Annotated in this window: 19 protein-coding genes and 1 tRNA gene; 10 read left to right on the forward strand and 10 right to left on the reverse strand. The window is 39.8% G+C overall.

What is annotated here, in order from left to right; translation table 11 throughout:
* Positions 1–18: 18 nt before the first annotated feature.
* Positions 19–2,268, forward strand: a complete 2,250-nt coding sequence (locus AC1DYB_RS10380; protein ID WP_477434658.1) for a transglycosylase domain-containing protein — start codon at positions 19–21, stop codon at positions 2,266–2,268.
* A gap of 65 nt (positions 2,269–2,333) precedes the next feature.
* The gene (locus AC1DYB_RS10385; protein ID WP_295720773.1) at positions 2,334–2,963 is read left to right on the forward strand and encodes a nitroreductase family protein; all 630 of its coding nucleotides are present in this window, start codon (positions 2,334–2,336) and stop codon (positions 2,961–2,963) included.
* A gap of 84 nt (positions 2,964–3,047) precedes the next feature.
* Here the strand turns inward: AC1DYB_RS10385 and AC1DYB_RS10390 are convergent, their stop codons facing one another.
* Positions 3,048–4,061 carry a LacI family DNA-binding transcriptional regulator gene (locus tag AC1DYB_RS10390; RefSeq protein WP_295720772.1) on the reverse strand — a complete coding sequence of 338 codons (1,014 nt, stop codon included), beginning with the start codon at positions 4,059–4,061 and terminating at the stop codon, positions 3,048–3,050.
* A 204-nt stretch (positions 4,062–4,265) separates the two neighbouring features.
* Here AC1DYB_RS10390 and AC1DYB_RS10395 point away from each other — a divergent pair, with 204 nt between their 5' ends.
* Both AC1DYB_RS10395 and AC1DYB_RS10400 read left to right on the forward strand, forming a co-directional pair.
* A complete protein-coding gene (locus AC1DYB_RS10395) occupies positions 4,266–4,631 on the forward strand; it encodes a response regulator (protein WP_295720771.1) in 366 nt (121 codons plus the stop codon).
* A gap of 131 nt (positions 4,632–4,762) precedes the next feature.
* Positions 4,763–4,993, forward strand: coding sequence for a hypothetical protein (locus AC1DYB_RS10400; protein WP_295720770.1), 231 nt, complete (start codon positions 4,763–4,765; stop codon positions 4,991–4,993).
* A gap of 39 nt (positions 4,994–5,032) precedes the next feature.
* On the opposite strand, the gene AC1DYB_RS10405 is transcribed toward AC1DYB_RS10400, so the two are convergent.
* Positions 5,033–5,845 (reverse strand): diguanylate cyclase, encoded by an 813-nt coding sequence (locus AC1DYB_RS10405; RefSeq protein WP_477434661.1) that lies wholly within the window; start codon positions 5,843–5,845, stop codon positions 5,033–5,035.
* 733 nt (positions 5,846–6,578) lie between these two features.
* Here AC1DYB_RS10405 and AC1DYB_RS10410 point away from each other — a divergent pair.
* On the forward strand, positions 6,579–6,929 hold the full coding sequence (locus AC1DYB_RS10410) for a bleomycin resistance protein (protein WP_477434663.1): 351 nt from the start codon (positions 6,579–6,581) through the stop codon (positions 6,927–6,929).
* Between the two features lie 275 nt (positions 6,930–7,204).
* Entirely contained in the window at positions 7,205–8,326 is a 1,122-nt protein-coding gene (locus AC1DYB_RS10415) for an alpha/beta hydrolase (RefSeq protein WP_477434665.1), read from the forward strand.
* A gap of 327 nt (positions 8,327–8,653) precedes the next feature.
* Here AC1DYB_RS10415 and AC1DYB_RS10420 read toward each other — a convergent pair whose 3' ends face one another.
* Positions 8,654–9,739, reverse strand: a complete 1,086-nt coding sequence (locus AC1DYB_RS10420; RefSeq protein WP_477434667.1) for a class I SAM-dependent methyltransferase — start codon at positions 9,737–9,739, stop codon at positions 8,654–8,656.
* A gap of 295 nt (positions 9,740–10,034) precedes the next feature.
* A tRNA-Pro gene (locus AC1DYB_RS10425) sits at positions 10,035–10,108 on the reverse strand.
* Between the two features lie 306 nt (positions 10,109–10,414).
* Between AC1DYB_RS10425 and AC1DYB_RS10430 the strand changes: the two genes are divergently transcribed.
* From AC1DYB_RS10430 to AC1DYB_RS10445, 4 genes are read left to right on the forward strand one after another with little or no spacing between them, the layout of a single operon-like run.
* Positions 10,415–13,744 carry a DUF4175 family protein gene (locus AC1DYB_RS10430; protein ID WP_477434669.1) on the forward strand — a complete coding sequence of 1,110 codons (3,330 nt, stop codon included), beginning with the start codon at positions 10,415–10,417 and terminating at the stop codon, positions 13,742–13,744.
* A 1-nt stretch (position 13,745) separates the two neighbouring features.
* Complete coding sequence (locus AC1DYB_RS10435) at positions 13,746–14,168, forward strand: ATP-binding protein (RefSeq protein WP_295720762.1); 423 nt, start codon at positions 13,746–13,748, stop codon at positions 14,166–14,168.
* On the forward strand, positions 14,168–14,599 hold the full coding sequence (ybeY, locus tag AC1DYB_RS10440) for an rRNA maturation RNase YbeY (protein ID WP_295720761.1): 432 nt from the start codon (positions 14,168–14,170) through the stop codon (positions 14,597–14,599). The genes AC1DYB_RS10435 and ybeY overlap by 1 nt, the downstream gene beginning before the upstream one ends.
* Positions 14,600–14,639: 40 nt before the next feature.
* Positions 14,640–15,155 (forward strand): glutathione peroxidase, encoded by a 516-nt coding sequence (locus tag AC1DYB_RS10445; RefSeq protein ID WP_295720760.1) that lies wholly within the window; start codon positions 14,640–14,642, stop codon positions 15,153–15,155.
* Between the two features lie 147 nt (positions 15,156–15,302).
* Here AC1DYB_RS10445 and AC1DYB_RS10450 read toward each other — a convergent pair whose 3' ends face one another.
* The 6 genes from AC1DYB_RS10450 to AC1DYB_RS10475 form a co-directional block, all read right to left on the reverse strand.
* The gene (locus AC1DYB_RS10450; RefSeq protein ID WP_477434672.1) at positions 15,303–16,076 is read right to left on the reverse strand and encodes a hypothetical protein; all 774 of its coding nucleotides are present in this window, start codon (positions 16,074–16,076) and stop codon (positions 15,303–15,305) included.
* A gap of 2 nt (positions 16,077–16,078) precedes the next feature.
* Positions 16,079–16,408 carry a hypothetical protein gene (locus AC1DYB_RS10455; protein ID WP_295720758.1) on the reverse strand — a complete coding sequence of 110 codons (330 nt, stop codon included), beginning with the start codon at positions 16,406–16,408 and terminating at the stop codon, positions 16,079–16,081.
* 413 nt (positions 16,409–16,821) lie between these two features.
* Positions 16,822–17,169, reverse strand: coding sequence for a 50S ribosomal protein L19 (gene rplS, locus AC1DYB_RS10460; protein ID WP_295720757.1), 348 nt, complete (start codon positions 17,167–17,169; stop codon positions 16,822–16,824).
* Positions 17,170–17,357: 188 nt separating this feature from the next.
* On the reverse strand, positions 17,358–17,603 hold the full coding sequence (locus AC1DYB_RS10465; RefSeq protein WP_477434674.1) for a hypothetical protein: 246 nt from the start codon (positions 17,601–17,603) through the stop codon (positions 17,358–17,360).
* A gap of 4 nt (positions 17,604–17,607) precedes the next feature.
* On the reverse strand, positions 17,608–18,099 hold the full coding sequence (locus tag AC1DYB_RS10470; RefSeq protein WP_477434676.1) for a hypothetical protein: 492 nt from the start codon (positions 18,097–18,099) through the stop codon (positions 17,608–17,610).
* Positions 18,100–18,142: 43 nt separating this feature from the next.
* Positions 18,143–18,706 (reverse strand): RNA polymerase sigma factor, encoded by a 564-nt coding sequence (locus AC1DYB_RS10475; protein ID WP_477434678.1) that lies wholly within the window; start codon positions 18,704–18,706, stop codon positions 18,143–18,145.
* Between the last annotated feature and the right edge of the window lie 134 nt (positions 18,707–18,840).

An 18,840-nucleotide genomic window follows, 5' to 3' on the forward strand; every position in this document is an offset into this window, starting at 1 on the left:
TTTTGGAAAAATTTACACATGAAGCGCCTCAACCCTAAATATATACGTATTGCCGCATTTATCCTGATCCCCTTATTACTTATATTTATTATAGGCGGATATGTTGCCTATTCAAAACGCGAAGCCCTGCTTAAAAGCGCTATTGACAAAGCTACTGCAAAAGCAAAGCGCGATTATAATTTAGATGTAAAAATAGGTTCGGCCCATTTTACCGGCACCAGCACGGTATCCTTTTCAGATGTCAGCATAGTACCAGAACAGCGTGATAGCCTGCTTAATATTAAAAATCTTGTAGTAAGTGTTAAATTAATGCCCCTGGTTATAGGCGAGATAAAATTATCTGATGTTTTATTACAAGATGGATTCATCAACCTTACCAGCATAAAAGGAGTGAAAAATTTCGATTTTCTGTTTAAAAAGAAAAGAGATACCACATCAACAACACAAAAAGTAGATCTGAGCGTACTGGCTAATAATCTGGTTAACGAAGTATTATACAAAATACCGGATAACTTAACACTCAATAATTTTTCAATAAGCTTTAAGGATGACAGCAACAAGGTAAAACTGCTTGCAAAAACGGCGATCATTAAAGATGGAAATCTTAAATCGACCATTGACGTTGATAATGGCGCGGCAACCTGGCATATTGATGGCAAAATGCACCCATCAGATAAAAATATAGATGTAAAGCTTTACGCAGATGGCACCAAGGTTGAACTGCCCATCATTGAGAAAAAGCTAAAGCTTAAGTTAAATTTCGATACCATAAGCACCAAACTAACCAAGGTTGAACATGGCGGCGGCGAAACTAAAATATACGGCTCATGGGCGGTTCATAATTTATTGATTAACCACCCGGCGTTATCATCGGGCGATATTGTGTTTCCTGACGCAGCCATTGATGCCAACGTTTTTGTAGGTAGTAATTATGTATCTGTTGATAGCTCATCCATGATACATATTAAAAAGCTAACTGCCAGGCCATTTATCAAATACACGCTTAACCCTGTTAAAATTTATGAGCTTAAAATAAATACAGGCTGGCTTAATGCCACCGATATTTTTGATGCCTTCCCCCATGGAATGTTTGACGCTTTAGACGGGATAGAGGTTGCAGGTAAACTAAATTACGCCATGAACTTTTACATGGATTCATCAAAACCAGATGACCTCCAGTTTGATTCGCGGCTGAGTAAGGATGGTTTCAGAATTGTGAAATATGGCAAAACAGATTTAACCAAGCTGAACAGCCCTTTTGTACACACGCCCTATGAAAAGGGAAAACCAATGGCTCCGCACCTGATTGGCCCCGAGAACCCGGAGTTTACTCCCCTTAATGAAATCGCCCCCGATCTACGCAACGCGGTGATGACGGCAGAGGATCCATCCTTTTATACCAACCACGGCTTTGTTGAGGAAGCTTTCCGCAAATCATTGGCCACCGACTTTAAGACAAAGAAATTTAAACGCGGCGGTAGCGGCATTTCCATGCAATTGGTTAAAAACGCTTTTTTAAGCCGCGAAAAAACCCTCGCCCGTAAAATTGAGGAGATCCTGATTGTTTGGATGATTGAAAACAACCACATCATGAACAAGAACAGGATGCTGGAGGTTTATCTTAACATTATTGAATGGGGCCGCAATATATATGGCATATCAGAGGCATCGCATTTTTACTTTGGCAAATCGCCATCTGAGCTCAACCTGGGCGAAAGTATTTTCCTGGCCAGTATTGTACCATACCCTAAAGGTGGTTTATACGCCTTTCAACCCGATGGAACGCTGCGGCCGGGACTCCATGGCTACTTTAACCTGATAGGCAGGCTAATGGCTGGCAAAGGGCTTACACAACGTGATACCAGCGCTTATGGCTTTTATGGTGTACGCCTGCGGGAGGGCTTGAGGCAAACCATTGCGCCAATTGATACCGCAAAAGCAGATAGCCTGATGAAACAGGGCGGAGATGACAATGAAGTTTTGCCGGTAATTGAAGAGCCCGTGAAAAAACCTAACTTTCTGCAACGTTTATTTGGCAAGAAGGATACAACCGCCCAGAAACAGGAAGAAAAGGAAAAGCAAAAGGAAAAAACCGCCAAAGAAAAATTAAAAGAACAAATTGAGTCCCTTAAGCTGGATTATAAGAACAGAGAAGAGCATATTGACACTGCTGGTAAAACCCGCAAAGATATCCGGGTAGAAAAGCGCAGGTTAAAGCAGGAAGAAAAAGACAAGGAGCAGGAACTGAAAGATAAGGCTCAGCTTTAGTTTACGATAGCATGACTTATTTAAATGTTTAAACATCTATTTTTGTTTAAGCAATTAATAAAATCATGTCATTAGTAGAAAAATTACAAAAGAGGGCCGCTATTAAAAAATTCGACCCATCTAAAAAAATAAGTACTGAACAGTTAGATCAGTTACAAAGCGCTATCCAGCTTGCTCCCTCATCGTTAGGCCTGCAATCATTTAAAGTTATTGTTGTTCAGGATCCGGAAACCAGGGCAAAATTACGTGCGGCTGGTTATAACCAAGCCCAGATCACCGATGCATCTGCATTGTTTGTTTTTGCCTCGTTAACAACATTAGATGAAGCCTTTGGTAAAAAGTTTATCGATCTTGTTGCCGATACCCGCAGTGTTGACCGTGCAAGCCTTGAAGGTTTTGAGCAAATGATTTTAGGAACATTAAGCAGCCGTACCGATGACCAAAAATTGGCCTGGTCGCACAAACAAACTTACATCGCTTTAGGTGTATTGGTTTCAGAAGCCGCCGAATTAGGAATTGATGCAGCCCCTATGGAAGGTTTTGACGCAGCACAATTTGATGAAATATTGGGTTTGAAAGAAAAAGGATTAACTACTTCGGTTATCGCTGCTGTTGGTTTCCGCGCAGAAGATGATGTTTATAGCAAAATGATTAAAGTACGCAGGCCAAAAAGTGAATTGTTTATTCACGTATAATTGATGAATGGTTGATTAGGTGAGTAGTTGATTAGGTTAAACCTTCATACAGGCAACTACTTTACCACTCACCTAATCAACTACTCACTTTTCTCCTCCCGAACTCTTCCTGATAAACAGTTTCGACTTTAAAACAATGTGCCGTTTAAGGTTTGATGTTTTCTGCTCCAGGGCCTCAAATAGCAGCGTGGCCGCTTTTATACCCATTTCATAAGCTGGTTGTGTAATGGTTGATAATGCCGGGCTCAATAAGGGCGCTATGCCCAGGCTCGAAAAGCTAATCATCTTCAAGTCTCCGGGAATAGATATTCCCAGGTCATTACAAACATAATAAGTAGCGAAGGCCAGGCGTTCAACGGAACTAAAAATGCCATCAGGTTTAATTTCCTGCAGCACTTTGGTTAATATCTTATAATTTACTTTTTCGTCATTACTGCAATCTATTACAAGCTCGTCATCAAAAGCAACATCGTGCTTTTTTAAGGCATCCATATAACCCTGCATCCGCACCTGCCCTATTGATATACTTTTATTTACCACCAGGTAAGCTACCCTACGGCAGCCGGTTTGTAGCAGGTGTTCTGTGGCTGCAAAACTGCTATCATAGTCATTAGTGGTTACTTTAGCGGCATCAATATCCTCATAAACCCTATCAAAAAAAACAACAGGTACATTTTTCGACTCCAGCTGACGCAGGTAGTTATGATCGTTAGCCTCGCCCGATACCGACATGATGATGCCATCAACCTTGCCGTTATTTAAATAATTTACAAATGATACTTCCTTTTCAAAAACATCATCGGTACGATAAAGTAAAATATAAAAACCTTTTTTACGGGCGACCTCTTCAATGCCGTTTATGGCCTGTGAAAAAAAGTCGTTGGCTATTTCGGGGACTATAACTGCAATGGTCTTGGTTTTTTTATCACGCAGGTTACTGGCGTAATGGTTGGGTAAAAAATTATGCTCTTTGGCAAAGGCCAGAATACGTTCTTTGGTATCCTTGTTAATATCAGGGCTGCCATTAAATGCCCTCGAAATGGTTGAAGTAGATATATTAAGCTCCTTAGCCAGTTTCTTTATATTAACAATATCCATTATGCTCCGCTAAATCATTTTTATTCAGCCAAATGTAAGAAAACTGATTTATTTAAGCCCGAAAATTCAACTGTATTTCTTGTTAATCGTAATAAATCATACACTAAACCATACACATTACATACTGTTGAAAATGGCTTTAACTGTAAGTTAATCAATGGCATGCACTTTGCACTACTTTAAGCCGAAGGGATTGAATAGAATATGGCGAAGAAAATTTTTATTGTTGATGACAACGAGCTTATGATAGAGGTAATGACCTATATTTTAACCAGCAATGGTTACGATGTGGTATCATATAACGATTGGCATAACATATTTAACGATATCAGGAGTACCCACCCTGACCTGGTTATTCTTGACGCCTTGTTCCCGGGCATGAGTGATCTGGATATATGTAAGCTGATAAAGCTGAACAGGAATACCAGTAACATACCGGTAATCATCTGCTCGGGCGGTGATGATATTGATTCCTCTTTATCACAAAAAGGCGCTCCAAACGACGTATTGCACAAACCTTTTGACGCAAATAACCTGTTAGAAAAGGTTGAATACCTGCTTGCAGCCTAATTTTCGCCATTTTTATAATTTACTTTAATCAACTGTTTAGCAATACCTTACACACAAAAAGGTACGTTTATTACATCTTTTTATTTTTTTAGGATATTGGATTTGTATATTTACCCGGAGAGAAGACAAAGATGGGACTGCCACTAAGAATAACATACAATGATACCGACCACGTGTATCAGATCAATACATCGCCAATAAACAAGGGCACAAGCGAGCTTGAAATTTTGTTGAATGGGGAAAAGATCACCCTTCAAAAAGATGAGCGCAGCGTGTGGATCCAACAAGGCGACGGGCCGCTGATCGATCCTGAATTAGCGCAGGCTTTAGGAAGATCTGTTTCTTTAAGATTTAGGATGTAGGAAAACCTCCCCTGCTTTTTGATAAGTATTTATTTAAAATCAACCTTTATTATTTTTTCCCTTTTTTTCAAGGTTTTCAATAAAAGAAGTAAGCTCTTTTGTAAAATCGTCAAGAATCAAAGCGGATACCTCCATATAACCTATTAGCTTTTTTAATGTGGCTGGAGAGCTTATAAATTGAGAAAGCATTTGCGCAATTCCCAATATATTTGCTACAGGTTGCCTTACTTTATGATGTGTCATAAACATCATTTCTTCGAGCCCCTGGATGTATTCCTTTAAAAAAACTTCTGTACTTTTTATTTTGTCGTAAGCTCTTGTTAACTCCTCGGCCTTTTTTTGTTTTTCATCATTTTGAACCACCAGCTCACGGTTGGCAACAATCAGTTCATCGGCACGCTTCTGTTTTTCCTGGTTTTGGAATACAAGCTCTTCATTGGCTATGATGAGTTCAGCGGCCCGCTTTTCTTTTTCAGAATTTTGAAAAGCGAGCTCTTTATTAGCAATGATTAACTCATCCGCGCGATCTTGTTTTTCCCGGTTTTGAAACTTAAGTTCATTATTTGCTATAATAAGTTCCGCGGCCCTATTCTCCTTTTCAGAGTTTTGAAAAGCCAACTCTTTATTGGCTATAATCAATTCTCTTGCACGATTCTCTTTCTCAGAGTTTTGAAACGCTAACTCTTTATTCGCAATTGCCAGCTCATTGGCCCGTTTTTCTTTTTCAGAGTTCTGAAAAGCCAACTCATCATTTGCTATTATTAATTCGGCTGCGCGCTTTTCTTTTTCACCATTTTGAAACAGCAATTCTTTATTCGCAATTATAAGCTCCTCAGACGGTCCTTTATTCATGGCAACAGGTAATTGTGTATATAACTTTGAACATCGCTTAAAGCGATCACTATGCATTGCTGTTATCACCCCGAAAACATGAGAACAACCCATTTAAACACATTCGTTTTATGATAACAAGATGTGGTTTAGCAATAAAGGATTAAAAAAGTAAATTGATCAGAACATCAATCAACTGTAAATGAATTTTTATTAATGTGAAAATACTATTATTAAAATTATAAAATGCCTCTTAAACGGCGAAAAATGGCTATAACTCTATTATAGATATTGGATATTAATTAAACTTATATGAGAATAATCAATACGCTATTTAAATTTAAATCCTCATAATTACAAATTGCCGAATTATTTCCAGTGTAGCGTCATATCAATGCTGTTTTATTTAACAGTGTCCGCCGAAGTATTTTCCTGATTAGCCGCAATGAAGACATGTACGATGACAATCGATTGAAAATATTGCTAATTAAGGAAGGCGTGGTATTGAAGTAAAAAAGCCCCCCTTGCTATCGCAGCTCGGAGGACTTTACCTAAACCTTATCACAATAAGGGCTTCGCCTTTTTTGCGCTGCGAACATACCATAACCGCAATTAAATGAGTACAAGTGTCGATGAAAGGAATATATCTATCGATAAAATCTATGTCTGCGGCACGGAGTAGATTAACAACTTGCTATTCACAAGTTGTTAATCTACATTTGACTCTCGTAATGCCCGTTAAATTCTAATCAATATGCTTACAGACATCAATCCGAAACTACCAATGCGCGATAAAGCCATTACCAGGGATTTTTATTTAAACAAATTGGGATTTCAGGAATTTGGTAGTGCCGACTACGATGGTTACCTTATGGTACAAAAAGATAGCATCCAAATTCACTTTTTTGAATTTAAAGACCTTGATCCAAAAGAAAACTATGGGCAGGTATATATCCGTACCGATGATATAGAGGAGTTTTACAATTTTGCCAGAAGCCAAAACGTTAACAGCACCAAGTTGGAGCATAAACTCTGGCAACAAAAAGAGTTCTCTATTCTTGACCCTGATAACAATTTGCTGACCTTCGGGCAGCGTTTATTGTAAACAACATTTCGTTAAAACCAAAAACACCTGCATATCAATGATTTACAGGAGTTTTTGTGGCATACTCGGGATGGCAGGAGAATTATCGAAGCACTTTTTTGCAGAATTTGAAGAAGCTATTGGACTAATTTACGAATTTAATCCCCGCCCGTTCCAGGCACCCTTTCAAGAGCCTTTCGGTCAAAAATAAAATTAATCCCCTATTTTGATGCCGCAGCTATAAATCCTAAATTTAAAACGCAGGCATAAAGATCACCTACCCCAAATCAAAATAAATGAAACTAACCAAAATAATTAATCGCACCATAGCGCTCAGTATATTGTGCCATATGATATGGAATTTAAACCCGGCAATGGCCCAGGTACCAATTCGCGACCCGCATACGCCCGGTTATGTATCGGCCAGGGAATTACCGGATGGCGCCATTCCTTCGCCCGACTCCAATGGAAATTTTATTATCGGCCCCACACATAATCCTGCACCGGAATCGATGGTACAAATTGATGTATCGCAAGGGACCGTTTACCGCTTTACCATAGATTCGATGGATAGCCGGATTTATCCCGGCATTGCCCGGGAACCAAATACATTTGGCACGGCAGATCCGGCAAACCCTGCAAAGTTGATCGTCACTACAAGCCATCCGGCTCACTACATCCGCCAGGTGGCCGTGTATGTTCCCAAACAGTATGTAGCAGGTACTGCAGCACCGTTCATTGTTGGGGCCGATGGGCCAGACGACTTGCTTTTCACAGCATTAAACAACCTGATTGCCGAAGGCAAGTTACCGGCAATGATCGGCATCTCTATCGGCAACGGCAGCGGGGATGCACAAGGCAGTGAACGGGGCCTGGAATACGATACGATGAGCGGTGTATACGCCGAATTTGTTGAACATGAAATACTGCCCCTGGTAGAAAGCAAATGCCACGTACAACTAACCAAAGACCCTGCAGGGCGTGCTACCATGGGTGGTAGTTCGGGCGGATCATGCGCCCTGATCATGGCATGGTACCACCCGGAATGGTATCACCGTGTGCTCACCTACTCTGGTACCTATATAAACCAGCAATGGCCCTGGAATCCCGAAACACCGCAGGGCGCCTGGGGATTTCATGAACACATCATCTCGAAAAGTAAACCTAAGCCATTGCGCATCTGGATGGAGGTAGGCGATCAGGACCTTTTTAATCCAAACATCATGCGCGACGATATGCACGATTGGGTGCTTGCAAATGAAAACATGGCAAAAGTACTTGCCGCTAAAGGCTATCAATACCAGTTTATTTTTGCCCGCAACGCCCGGCATGTTGATTATAAAGTAAAACAGCAAACACTTCCCGAAGCCCTGGAGTGGCTTTGGAAAGATTACCGCCCGGCGAAGGCTACGCGATAATAAAAATTTGTTAGAAATCAGGGACTATAGGGTATTCTCGAATACCGCCCAGCGCTACAGCAATTAACCGGCTTTTGATGAAAATTATCGAGGAGATTAACATAATCTCGAACCGGTTTTGCTTATTTAAATGGCTGATAAAAAACGTATTGAATCAATTAGGCGATTCGAGATTAGTCCTATTCGGGCTACCTACCATCCGTAGACGGAATTGGACAATTCTCGAACTTTTTAGAGGATGCGAAAAATGTCAAAAACATACTAACTGAATCGAGTAATATGATCCCGTGTTGTGATGTCAGGCAATTTCTTATGTTCTGACAATTTTCATTTTTCAGCCGATATAATCAGGGAAGAACAATTCATTATAAGCCTTCCGTCGGTTAGCGTGCCATTGCAATCTGCCAGCAAATCAGCTTTTATTTTTTTACGCGCTTCTTCACTCAGGGTGCTTAATAACTGCACCACTGACTCAGACATTTCCGTTCTGTTCAGCCAATAATTTTCTGCAGTTCCAAAATCTACTGTGCTGAAAATAGTTTCTTCATTTACGTTTTTAAAACCGGCGTCCTCAAACAACTGTTTCATTAAACCGGGTGCGGCACACCGAAACATACCTGGTGCATTTACGGGCGGTCGTGGCATTTCAATATGTTTTGATAAAGCTTTCGTCATTGTGGTATACCAATCATTCTTTTCTGCTCCAGCCCAAACACTGACCGCCATTTTTCCACCATTTCTACAAACACGAAATATCTCTTTTGCCGCCAATTGCATATCAGGGAAAAACATAAAACCCATCCGGCAACTTATTTTATCAAAAAAATCGTCACTGAATGGAAGGCTGGATACATCCGCCACTTTAAATTCGACATTATTTATATCCCGTTCCTGCGCATAAGCCTGTGCAATGACAAGCATTTCTTCAGACAGATCGGTCGCATACACTTTGCCGCCTTTTGCTATCGCTGCAATTGAAAATGCAGGCTCGCCTGTACCCGATGCAATATCCAGCGTTACATCTTTTGTTTTTACATCCAGCGCTTTTATAATCGCAGCGCCCATTGGCTTTAAAAAGTTCATTGTAAATTCATCCCATTTTCTCCAGCTATGGGCCACTTTGTTCCATGTTTCTTTTTGTTCGTTACTAATGGTTTGCACTTGTTCGTTCATATAATATGTTTGGAATTGAGAAAGAAAACTAAAGATAGCAAGAAGTTGATGTTGTTGGCTGAAGTAACGTTTGAGAATGATTATTTTGCACATAAAAGCCTCGGTAGTTTTGTTACGTTGGAGGGGGGGGGAAAATACTACTCCTTGGCGCAAGGGCTTGAGTGGACTGGCGGCGAGGCGTTCGATGATTACATTAGATAACGTTGCAAAAATGTGCAAAACCGGAAAAACCAATTCCAAAATTAAGCTGCAATAACCGCTGATCTTGGCGACGATTCATATCAGATAACTACCTGATAATCTTTTGCAATTCCACTATTTATTCGCAAATTTAACTAAGCCAAAGAAACGACTAAGAACCGTTAACAATACGTTAACAGAAAAAAGAAAGGCAGCTATTTTATATCGTAACTGCCTGTTTATGAGGTAGCACAATTTTCTTTGATATAACTTGAATATATTGGGCTGGAATAAATCAAAAAGCCTTTAAATCTATGATTTAAAGGCTTTTTGATACTGGTTGGTATCGCTTTTGTCGGGATGGCAGGATTCGAACCTGCGGCCTCCACATCCCAAATGTGGCGCGATACCGGGCTACGCTACATCCCGATTAATCTTGATTGGGGTGCAAATATATAATTTGTTTGGTGAATTCAAAGCAGATAATCAAATGTGATGGCATCTTCTTTCAAATAGCTTTGATATTTAGCCACATAGCATCTTCTTTTTATTTAAACTTACATTCGCGTTCAGCATTAATTGCTGAATCGATTGTCGGTATTTTAACACAGTATTGTTAAATATTATATGGGCTGCAGATAATACAATTGGTTTTTTTATCTTAACACCCTTGACAAATACAGTTTACCCAACCTTTTTCGTTTAATTGTGTATTTGGTACTTTAGCACTGAATTATGAAGTCTGCTGAAAATTATGAATTGCTAATTGGAAAGATAAACATCTTTATAAGAAAGTATTATTTCAATAATTTTTTGCGCGGATTAATATTTTTAGGAGCCGGTTTGTTTACGGCATACGTTGTTATCACACTCAGCGAATATTTTGGCAACTTTAACATACTTTTCCGAACCATCCTTTTTTATTTTTTCATCACCCTTAATATTGGTTTAATATGCTGGCTAATATTACCGCCATTGTTATCATGGGTTAAATTAGGCAAATCATTAACGCACGATGAGGCCGCGGAAATTATTGGCAGGCATTTTCATGATGTAAACGATAAGCTGCTCAACACCCTTCAACTTAAAAAATTAGCAACTGCCGATGCCAACCACAGCGCGCTTATCGAGGCGAGTATCGATCAAAAGATAGAATCATTAAAACCGGTAAGCTTTCCATCGGCTATCAACATCCGCGAAAACACTAAATATTTAAAATGGATATTAGCCCCGGTTGCTGTTATCATCATCATAGCACTTGCCGCGCCCTCTGTTTTAACCGAAAGCACAAAAAGACTGATCAGGCACGATGAATATTTTGTACCGGTGGCACCCTTTAAATTCAACGTGCTCAATAAAACATTAGCTGTTGTTCAGGGTGATGATCTTAAGCTCGATTTAAAACTCGATGGCGATAAACTGCCTGCCGATATATATGTAGAAACCGCCGGCAATACCTTTAAGCTGGATAAAGAAACCAATAGCCGCTTTCATTATCTGTTCACAAATCTTCAGCAAAGTACCCGGTTCAAACTTATCGGGAACGGCTTTACGTCAGAACTCTATGAGATTAAAGTAAATCAGAAGCCTGCTTTATTGCATTTTGATGTGGAGCTGAGTTATCCTGCCTATCTGCGTAAAAAAAATGAAACCTTAGTAAACGCCGGCGACCTTGTAATACCCGCAGGCACCAATATTAAATGGCTGCTGCACACCCAATATGCAACCGGGTTACAGTTTTTAATGAACAATGTTCCCCGCCAGGTTGCCCCCTCAGGCACCGACTTTTTTGAACATAGCGAAAAGGTTTTCAAAAATGCCATTTATAAGCTTAGCCCCGTAAATACACAGGTAAACCATAGCGATTCGGCCACGTATCACATCAATGTAATTATGGATGAGGTGCCCGCAATCAGCGTTGCGGAGAAACCGGATTCGGTTAGCTTGAAGTCGTTGTATTTCAATGGGAAAATACAGGATGACCATGGATTTTCGGCTTTAACATTCCACTATACTGTCCAGCCGTCCGGCAATAACAACAACCCAAAAACGTTTATAAAACGCGTGGAGGCGGACATGACACAAACACAGGCCGATTTCTTTTATTTCTGGAATTTAAAGGACATGGGGATCAATCCCGGCGATAGGGTGACCTATTATTTCGAGGTGGCCGATAATGATGCCGTAACCGGACCTAAAAAAGCCCGCACCGCCGAGCGTACACTGAATGTTCCCGACGCCGAGGAGATAAATAAGCAGTTAAACGCGGGCACACAAGCTATCAAACAAAAAATGCAGTCGGCCATTAAGCTGGCAGGGCAGATTGAGCATGATTCACAAAAGCTGAATCAATTACTGCTTAATAAAAACACCCTCTCTTTTGATGAAAAGAAACAAGTGGAAGACCTGATGCAAAAGCGTAAGGATTTGGAAGACCTCGTAAAGGAAATTAAGGACGACAACAAGAAAAACCTATATAACCGCCAGGAAAACCAACAACAAAATGACGAGATATTAGACAAGCAAAAACAAATTGAAGACTTGTTTAACAACGTGCTGGATCAAAAAACAAAAGAACTACTTAAAAATCTGCAGCAGCTATTGAATGAGCAGCAAAAAGATGCCACTCGGGATGAGCTATCTAAAATGCAGATGGATAATAAATCGTTAAAAAAAGAGCTCGACCGTATGCTGGAGCTTTACAAAAAGCTGGAGTTTGATCAAAAGCTCAATCAGCAGATAGATCAACTTAACAAGCTGGCAGATAAAGAACAAAAACTATCCGAAAAAACAAACCAGCAAGGCGCCAATCAGCAGCAATTACAGCAGGAACAGGATAAGCTAAAAAACGATTTTGAGGAGGTTAAAAAAGGGCTTGATGATCTGCAGAAAACAAATGAGCAGGCCGAGCATAAAAACGACTTCCAAAACCCCGAAAAGGAAACCAAAAGTATAGAGCAACAAATGGATCAAAGTGCCGGCGACCTGCAAAAGAATAATAAGAGCAAGGCAAGCAAAGCACAACAGCAGGCCGCTAAAGAAATGCAGCAACTGGCCGGCAAGCTACAGCAGCAGGATGAGGAAGGCGAGAGCAAGGAAAATGCTATTGACGCCCAGCAACTGCGCGAGCTACTAAAAAATCTGGTGAACAGCTCTTTTAACCAGGAGAAGCTAATGCAAACATTAAAAAGCACCAACCCAACAGATCCATCTTATATTTCCCTTTCGCAAAGCCAAAAGGATATTAAGGATAACTTAAAAACAGCCGAAGACAGTTTATATGCACTCAGCAGGCGCATTCCCCAAATTCAATCAACCGTAAACCAGGAGATCAGCAGTATCAATACCCACATAGATCAGGCGCTGGATAACCTTGGCGACCGGCGTACTGCCGAAGCCAACCGCAACCAGCAATACGCCATGACATCCATGAACAACCTGGCCTTGATGTTGAGCGAAGCATTGGACCAGCTGCAAAAAATGATGAATAAAGGCAAGGGCGGCAAAGGAAAACCCCAATCAATGTCTCAGCTATCAAAAATGCAGCAGCAGTTAAATCAAAACATGCAAAAAGCGCGCGAGCAGATGCAACAGCAAGGCAACCAGGGCAAAGGCCAGCAAGGAAACCAGGGTAATATGAGCGAGCAACTGGCCCGTATGGCCCGCCAGCAGCAGATGATACGGCAGCAGTTAGAGCAAATAAATCGTGAAGAAAACAAGGACGGAAAGGGCGGTTTAGGAAATTTAGATAAAATTTCGAAAGAAATGGAACAAACTGAGCATGATCTCGTAAACAGGAAGATTACAGATGAAGCGCTGAAAAGGCAACAACAAATTCAGAGCCGATTATTGGAAGCTGAGAAGGCACAACAGGAACGCGAGCAGGATCAGCAAAGAGAAAGCCATAACGGTAAAGATATACCACCGGGGTACATAAAAGCACTGCAGGATTATCAGCAGCAGAGAGCAAAACAGACAGAACAGATAAGAACAGTATCTCCGGCACTTAATTTGTATTACAAGCAAAAAATAAAATCTTACTTTGATCAACTTAATGCCAAATAACATGGAACAGGCAAATGTTCAAACCGGCGAATTATACACGTTACAGCTACCGTCAAACCCGGAGAGCATAACGCAGCTTGAGGCGCTGATAGAAGAGATTGCTGACAAATATCATGTTGCCGAGGATACTTTCGCCAATATGATGACCTGCTTAAACGAAGCTGCTATTAATGCCATAATACATGGTAACAAACTGGATATGTCAAAAAAGGTAATCATTAACGCCGAGGTTGACTTAAAGCGCATTATATGGACAGTTACCGACGAGGGCGAAGGCTTTGACTATAATCACCTGGCCGATCCAACAGCTCCCGAGAACCTGGAAAGCCTTACCGGCCGTGGCGTGTTCATCATAAAACACCTTGCCGATCAATGCATTTTTAATACAGCCGGCAACGAAATTGAACTACATTTTAAAATATAATGCCTACTATCCAGTTTTTCGAAGAAGATATCAGCTATAAATTAAAAGATAAAGCCAAGGTAAGGCAATGGATAAAAGATACTATTACCGCCGAGGGTTTTAAACTAAAAGAGCTTACCTACGTATTCTGTTCAGATGCATACCTGCTGCCCCTCAACCAGCAATACCTTGATCATGACACCTATACCGATATCATTACCTTTGATAACAGCGAGGTTGAAGGAGATATAGTTGGCGATATTTTTATATCTGTTGAGCGCATCCGCGAGAACGCCGCGAAGTTTGGCATAACCGAAACAGAGGAACTTCACCGGGTAATTATCCATGGCGCGTTGCATCTTTTAGGCTACACAGATAAAAGTGTTGTTACAAAGAAAAAAATGACGCAGAAAGAGGACGAGTATTTGGCTAAGAGAAGTTTTATTAGCTAATTTTACTTAGATATTTCTTTAATCATCAATTATTTATACCATGAAACTAATTACGTTAATATTCGCCTTCTTTTTAATGTCGGCACCATCCTCGGTTTATGATTTCAAACTTAAATCTATCGATGGCGAAAACTTTTCACTTGCCAAATACAAAGGCAAAAAAGTACTTATTGTAAATACAGCCTCCAAATGTGGCTTTACCAAGCAGTACAAAGATCTGGAAGCCCTTGCCGAGAAATACAAAGGCAAACTGGTAGTAGTTGGCTTCCCTGCAAACAATTTTGGCGGACAGGAACCTGGCACCAACCAGGACATCAAAACCTTTTGTAAAGAAAACTTTAATGTTACTTTCCCTATGAGTGGCAAAGTAAGTGTATTAGGGCTGGATATCGATCCATTGTTCCAATACCTTACAACAGCACCAAACCCAGAGTTTACAGGTGACATTAAATGGAACTTCGAAAAATTCCTGGTAGATGAGAACGGTAAACTGATCCACCGCTTCAGGTCACAAACTACCCCATTATCAGACGATATTACAAAATATCTTAACTAAGGTTAGCTGACGTATAATAGAATTAGTGAGGCTCCGGTTTACCGGGGCCTTTTTTGTTGGTGAAATATTTAATACTTAGGAAACCACCATTAAGCATATCGATTTGATTTTAGATTGCAGCTTAATTTCATTCGAGAGAGTTATATATCAGAACTTAATCCAGATAAAATTTTCATTATTTACAATGCGTATAACGCTATCAACTTTAATAACCTGGTCTTTATTAATACCTCCTACCCAGGGTTGATTAACCCATCCTTTGCCTGGAACATACTGAATTTCTCCCTTTCTGATATTTGTAGGTACAATGCATTTGACTAATTGGCCTCGTTCCGGAAAATCACTACCATTTTCCGTTATAAAATTTTGTTCGGACCACTTTCCATTACTATATATCCCATAGTATGCATAGCCGCTTTTTTGTGGTTTTGCAATAAAACGTTGAATGCTATCAATCGAGGCCTTTTTCTTCGTAATACTTTTAAAGGTTGATTTAACAGAATCTTTAAACCCGGGATCAACCTTTTTAAAAGTATTAGTTGATGATACGTATTGGTTTAATGCGGCAGCAACATGATAATTACTATCAACGGTCTTTTTAATACGATTAAAGTTAGTAGCGAGATTCTGGGAATCTGTAGCCGTTGATAAGTAGATTGTTTTGCCTGGGATATTGTTCTTTAGTAGTACGTTAAGTTCTTTTTTGCTTTCGGCATCTTTTTGCTCGAAATAAAGAGATCCTCCAAACACTAAAACCAGAATGCTTATACTTATTATCGCCGGGAAGTACTTCTTTAGCTTATTTTCCGCCGTTGATGACTCCTTTAAATTATTGCTAAGGGCGCCTATTTTGAAGAAAATATACGCTACAATTGCCAGGAAGACAATAATTAGCAACACTGTTAATGCTTGTAATTTCATAATTATAATGAATTATTAATTACATTAGATGGATTACGTTTAAGCATAGCCAATAGGGAGCCTGACCAACTAAGACCAGAAAAAACACCTGTTTTGGGATCATTCGGAGATATGAGCACTACTGCAAGGATTGTACCGATGATCGGTAAAACAATAAAATCTAACCTATTGTAAAAGGTATCTGATTGATTTGGTATTACCCCTCGCAAAAACACCTTAGAGCCTTGAAAGCTTTTGTCATATAAAGACAAAACATGCCCAATTAATGAACCTATCCATACAAAAAAGTATGGCCCTATAGTAATTTCCTGAAATAATTTAAAAAATTCCATAGCCATCAATTTTAATAACTAAAATTATGGAATAAGATTCTTAATATCAAGAAGTTAAATAAACTCAACCGACTTTCCATTCCATCTGCTTGTGTCTTCACAAACAGCTGCCCAACTAATGTGGCATAGAGGTTTGTGGGGTACACAAACTACGGAAACAGAGGCCTTACAAGCTATGAGAATGCGTTTTTATACACTTAAAAACAACCATGTCTTAGCAACCCAACACCGTATCTATCAAACGTCATTCATAAGCACCACAAATCACTCCCCATAGAAAATCCCTACACAGCGTGGCAAGTTTACAAAAGCAGCATATTCTAATTTTCACCATTAAAAAGGCCTTTCCCGATAAATCAGAAAAGGCCTTTTTAAAAGCTTTTGTATGCCCTCTTAAAAAAGAGGAAGGGTAATTAAACTCTTTTTGATTTGATACGAGCTGCTTTACCGGTAAGGGCACGCAGATAGTACAATTTAGAGCGACGCACTTTACCGTGACTGTTCACTTCAATTTTATCAATGTTTGGAGAGTTAATAGGGAAGATACGCTCAACACCTATACCATTAGAAACTTTACGAACGGTAAATGTCTCTGAGTTACCTGCACTGTTACGTTGTATAACAACACCCTGGTAAACCTGGATACGTTCTTTGTTTCCTTCTCTGATTTTATAATGCACACTTACAGTATCACCAGCCTTAAAGGAAGGAAACTGTCTTTTTTCTATTGATTGCTCTTCAACAAATTTTACTAAATCCATGATTTTTAGCTCTTAAAGCGATTTTTAGCCCGTAAAAATCGGATTGCAATTATAGGGATTATTTTTTATAAATGAAAGTCTATTTTAAAAATTTCCACAATTTGTATTTTGTTAACAATTTGATGGTGATTATATTGATTCTGCGAGCCGTTCATTTCCATTATTGGCAAACCTGCTTCCAAATATAATTATTCTTCTAAAATCTCCGCCTCTGTCCTTTTTTCGGTAAAGTAGGCTACCAGGGTGTACACCAAACCAATAATAAGCAGATTAAATACAAAGTTAATGAGCGTATCGCTTACCGAATGTGAGCGCTTGTCTATATCAATAAATGTATAAACAGCATAGGCAAATGCAATAACCAATATTACCCAGCCTGCAACAGCTGCAGGAAGGTAAATAATTCCTTTGCGGGTGAACCAGTTTAATTTCATGATTTTAATTGTTAATGGAGATGCTTTCTGTCATAACATAACTTATAAAAACAAACACGATAGCCAGGCTGATCAGTATGAGCAAAATATTCCAGCGTTTTATTTTCAGGGTGATGCTGAGCTCCTTTACCTTACGCCGGCTGGGATCAATGTGCCGAACCTGTACATGCAAAATGGATAGTACATTAATAATAATGCAGATGATAGGCAGAAAAAACAATACTATTGGTCCCAGGAAATCTATAAAAGGAGTTTTTGCAAGGCCAGACATTAAGGTAAACATGGCCGCGAACCATCCCATCCTGAGGTGAAAAAAGTAGAACATAAAAACGCATAATAAAAAATAGCAGGGCACTGCCACCAACCAAACCCCAAGTGCCGCCGAACGCTCCGCATTCATGATGGCCATTTTCACCGTATTTTGATGTTGGGAAGGGTTTACATCCGGTACTTTTAAGTTTTCCATTTGCTGTAAAAAATCATCGTTATTTTTCATGTTAATTACATTTATAATGCATTAATTGATTTTGGTTGCATTGCTACAACATGTTTCTTAATTTTTCCAGGCCGCGGGACAATAATGATTTTACCGTTCCTTCATTTTTCCCCAGGATCTCGCTGATCTCGGTATTGGTTTTTTGTTCAAAATAGCGCAGCGCCACCACTTCCTGGTACTTAACATCAAGCTTAAGCAGGTTTTGGCGTATTACGTTATAATCATTGTAGGCTTTAATTTCCTGCTCCATTATTTCCCGCTCGTTCTCCGCATTTTCATGAAGCAGCTTCTCCATCTGGGGGTTCTCCAGCAACTGCTGTAACGATTGGGGTTTGTACTTACTACTGCGATAATATTGATTAAGCTCATTGGTGGCAATCCGATACAACCAGGACGACAAGCGAATACCCCGCCACTGAAAATTACCAATTTTGAGGAAAGCCTTTAAAAAAGTTTCGGCGGCAATATCTTTTGAAAGATCATAATCGCCGGTACGGCGCATAACATAACCAAACACAGGTTTGTACCACACATCAAACACCTGCCCAAAAGCAGCCGGTTCCGTTCGGCATTGTTCAATAAGCTGGGCTTCCTGGTTGGGGTTCATAGTTGCAACATCCCTGTAATGCAATAGGCATCATTTGGTTGCAATCTAATTTAGGGAAAGTGAATGGTTTTTGGTTGATTGGCTGGCTTTGCTGACAGGATGATAAAATGGTAAAAACTAAACCACCACTCACC

The sequence above is a fragment of the Mucilaginibacter sp. P2_A4 genome, assembly GCF_056405015.1.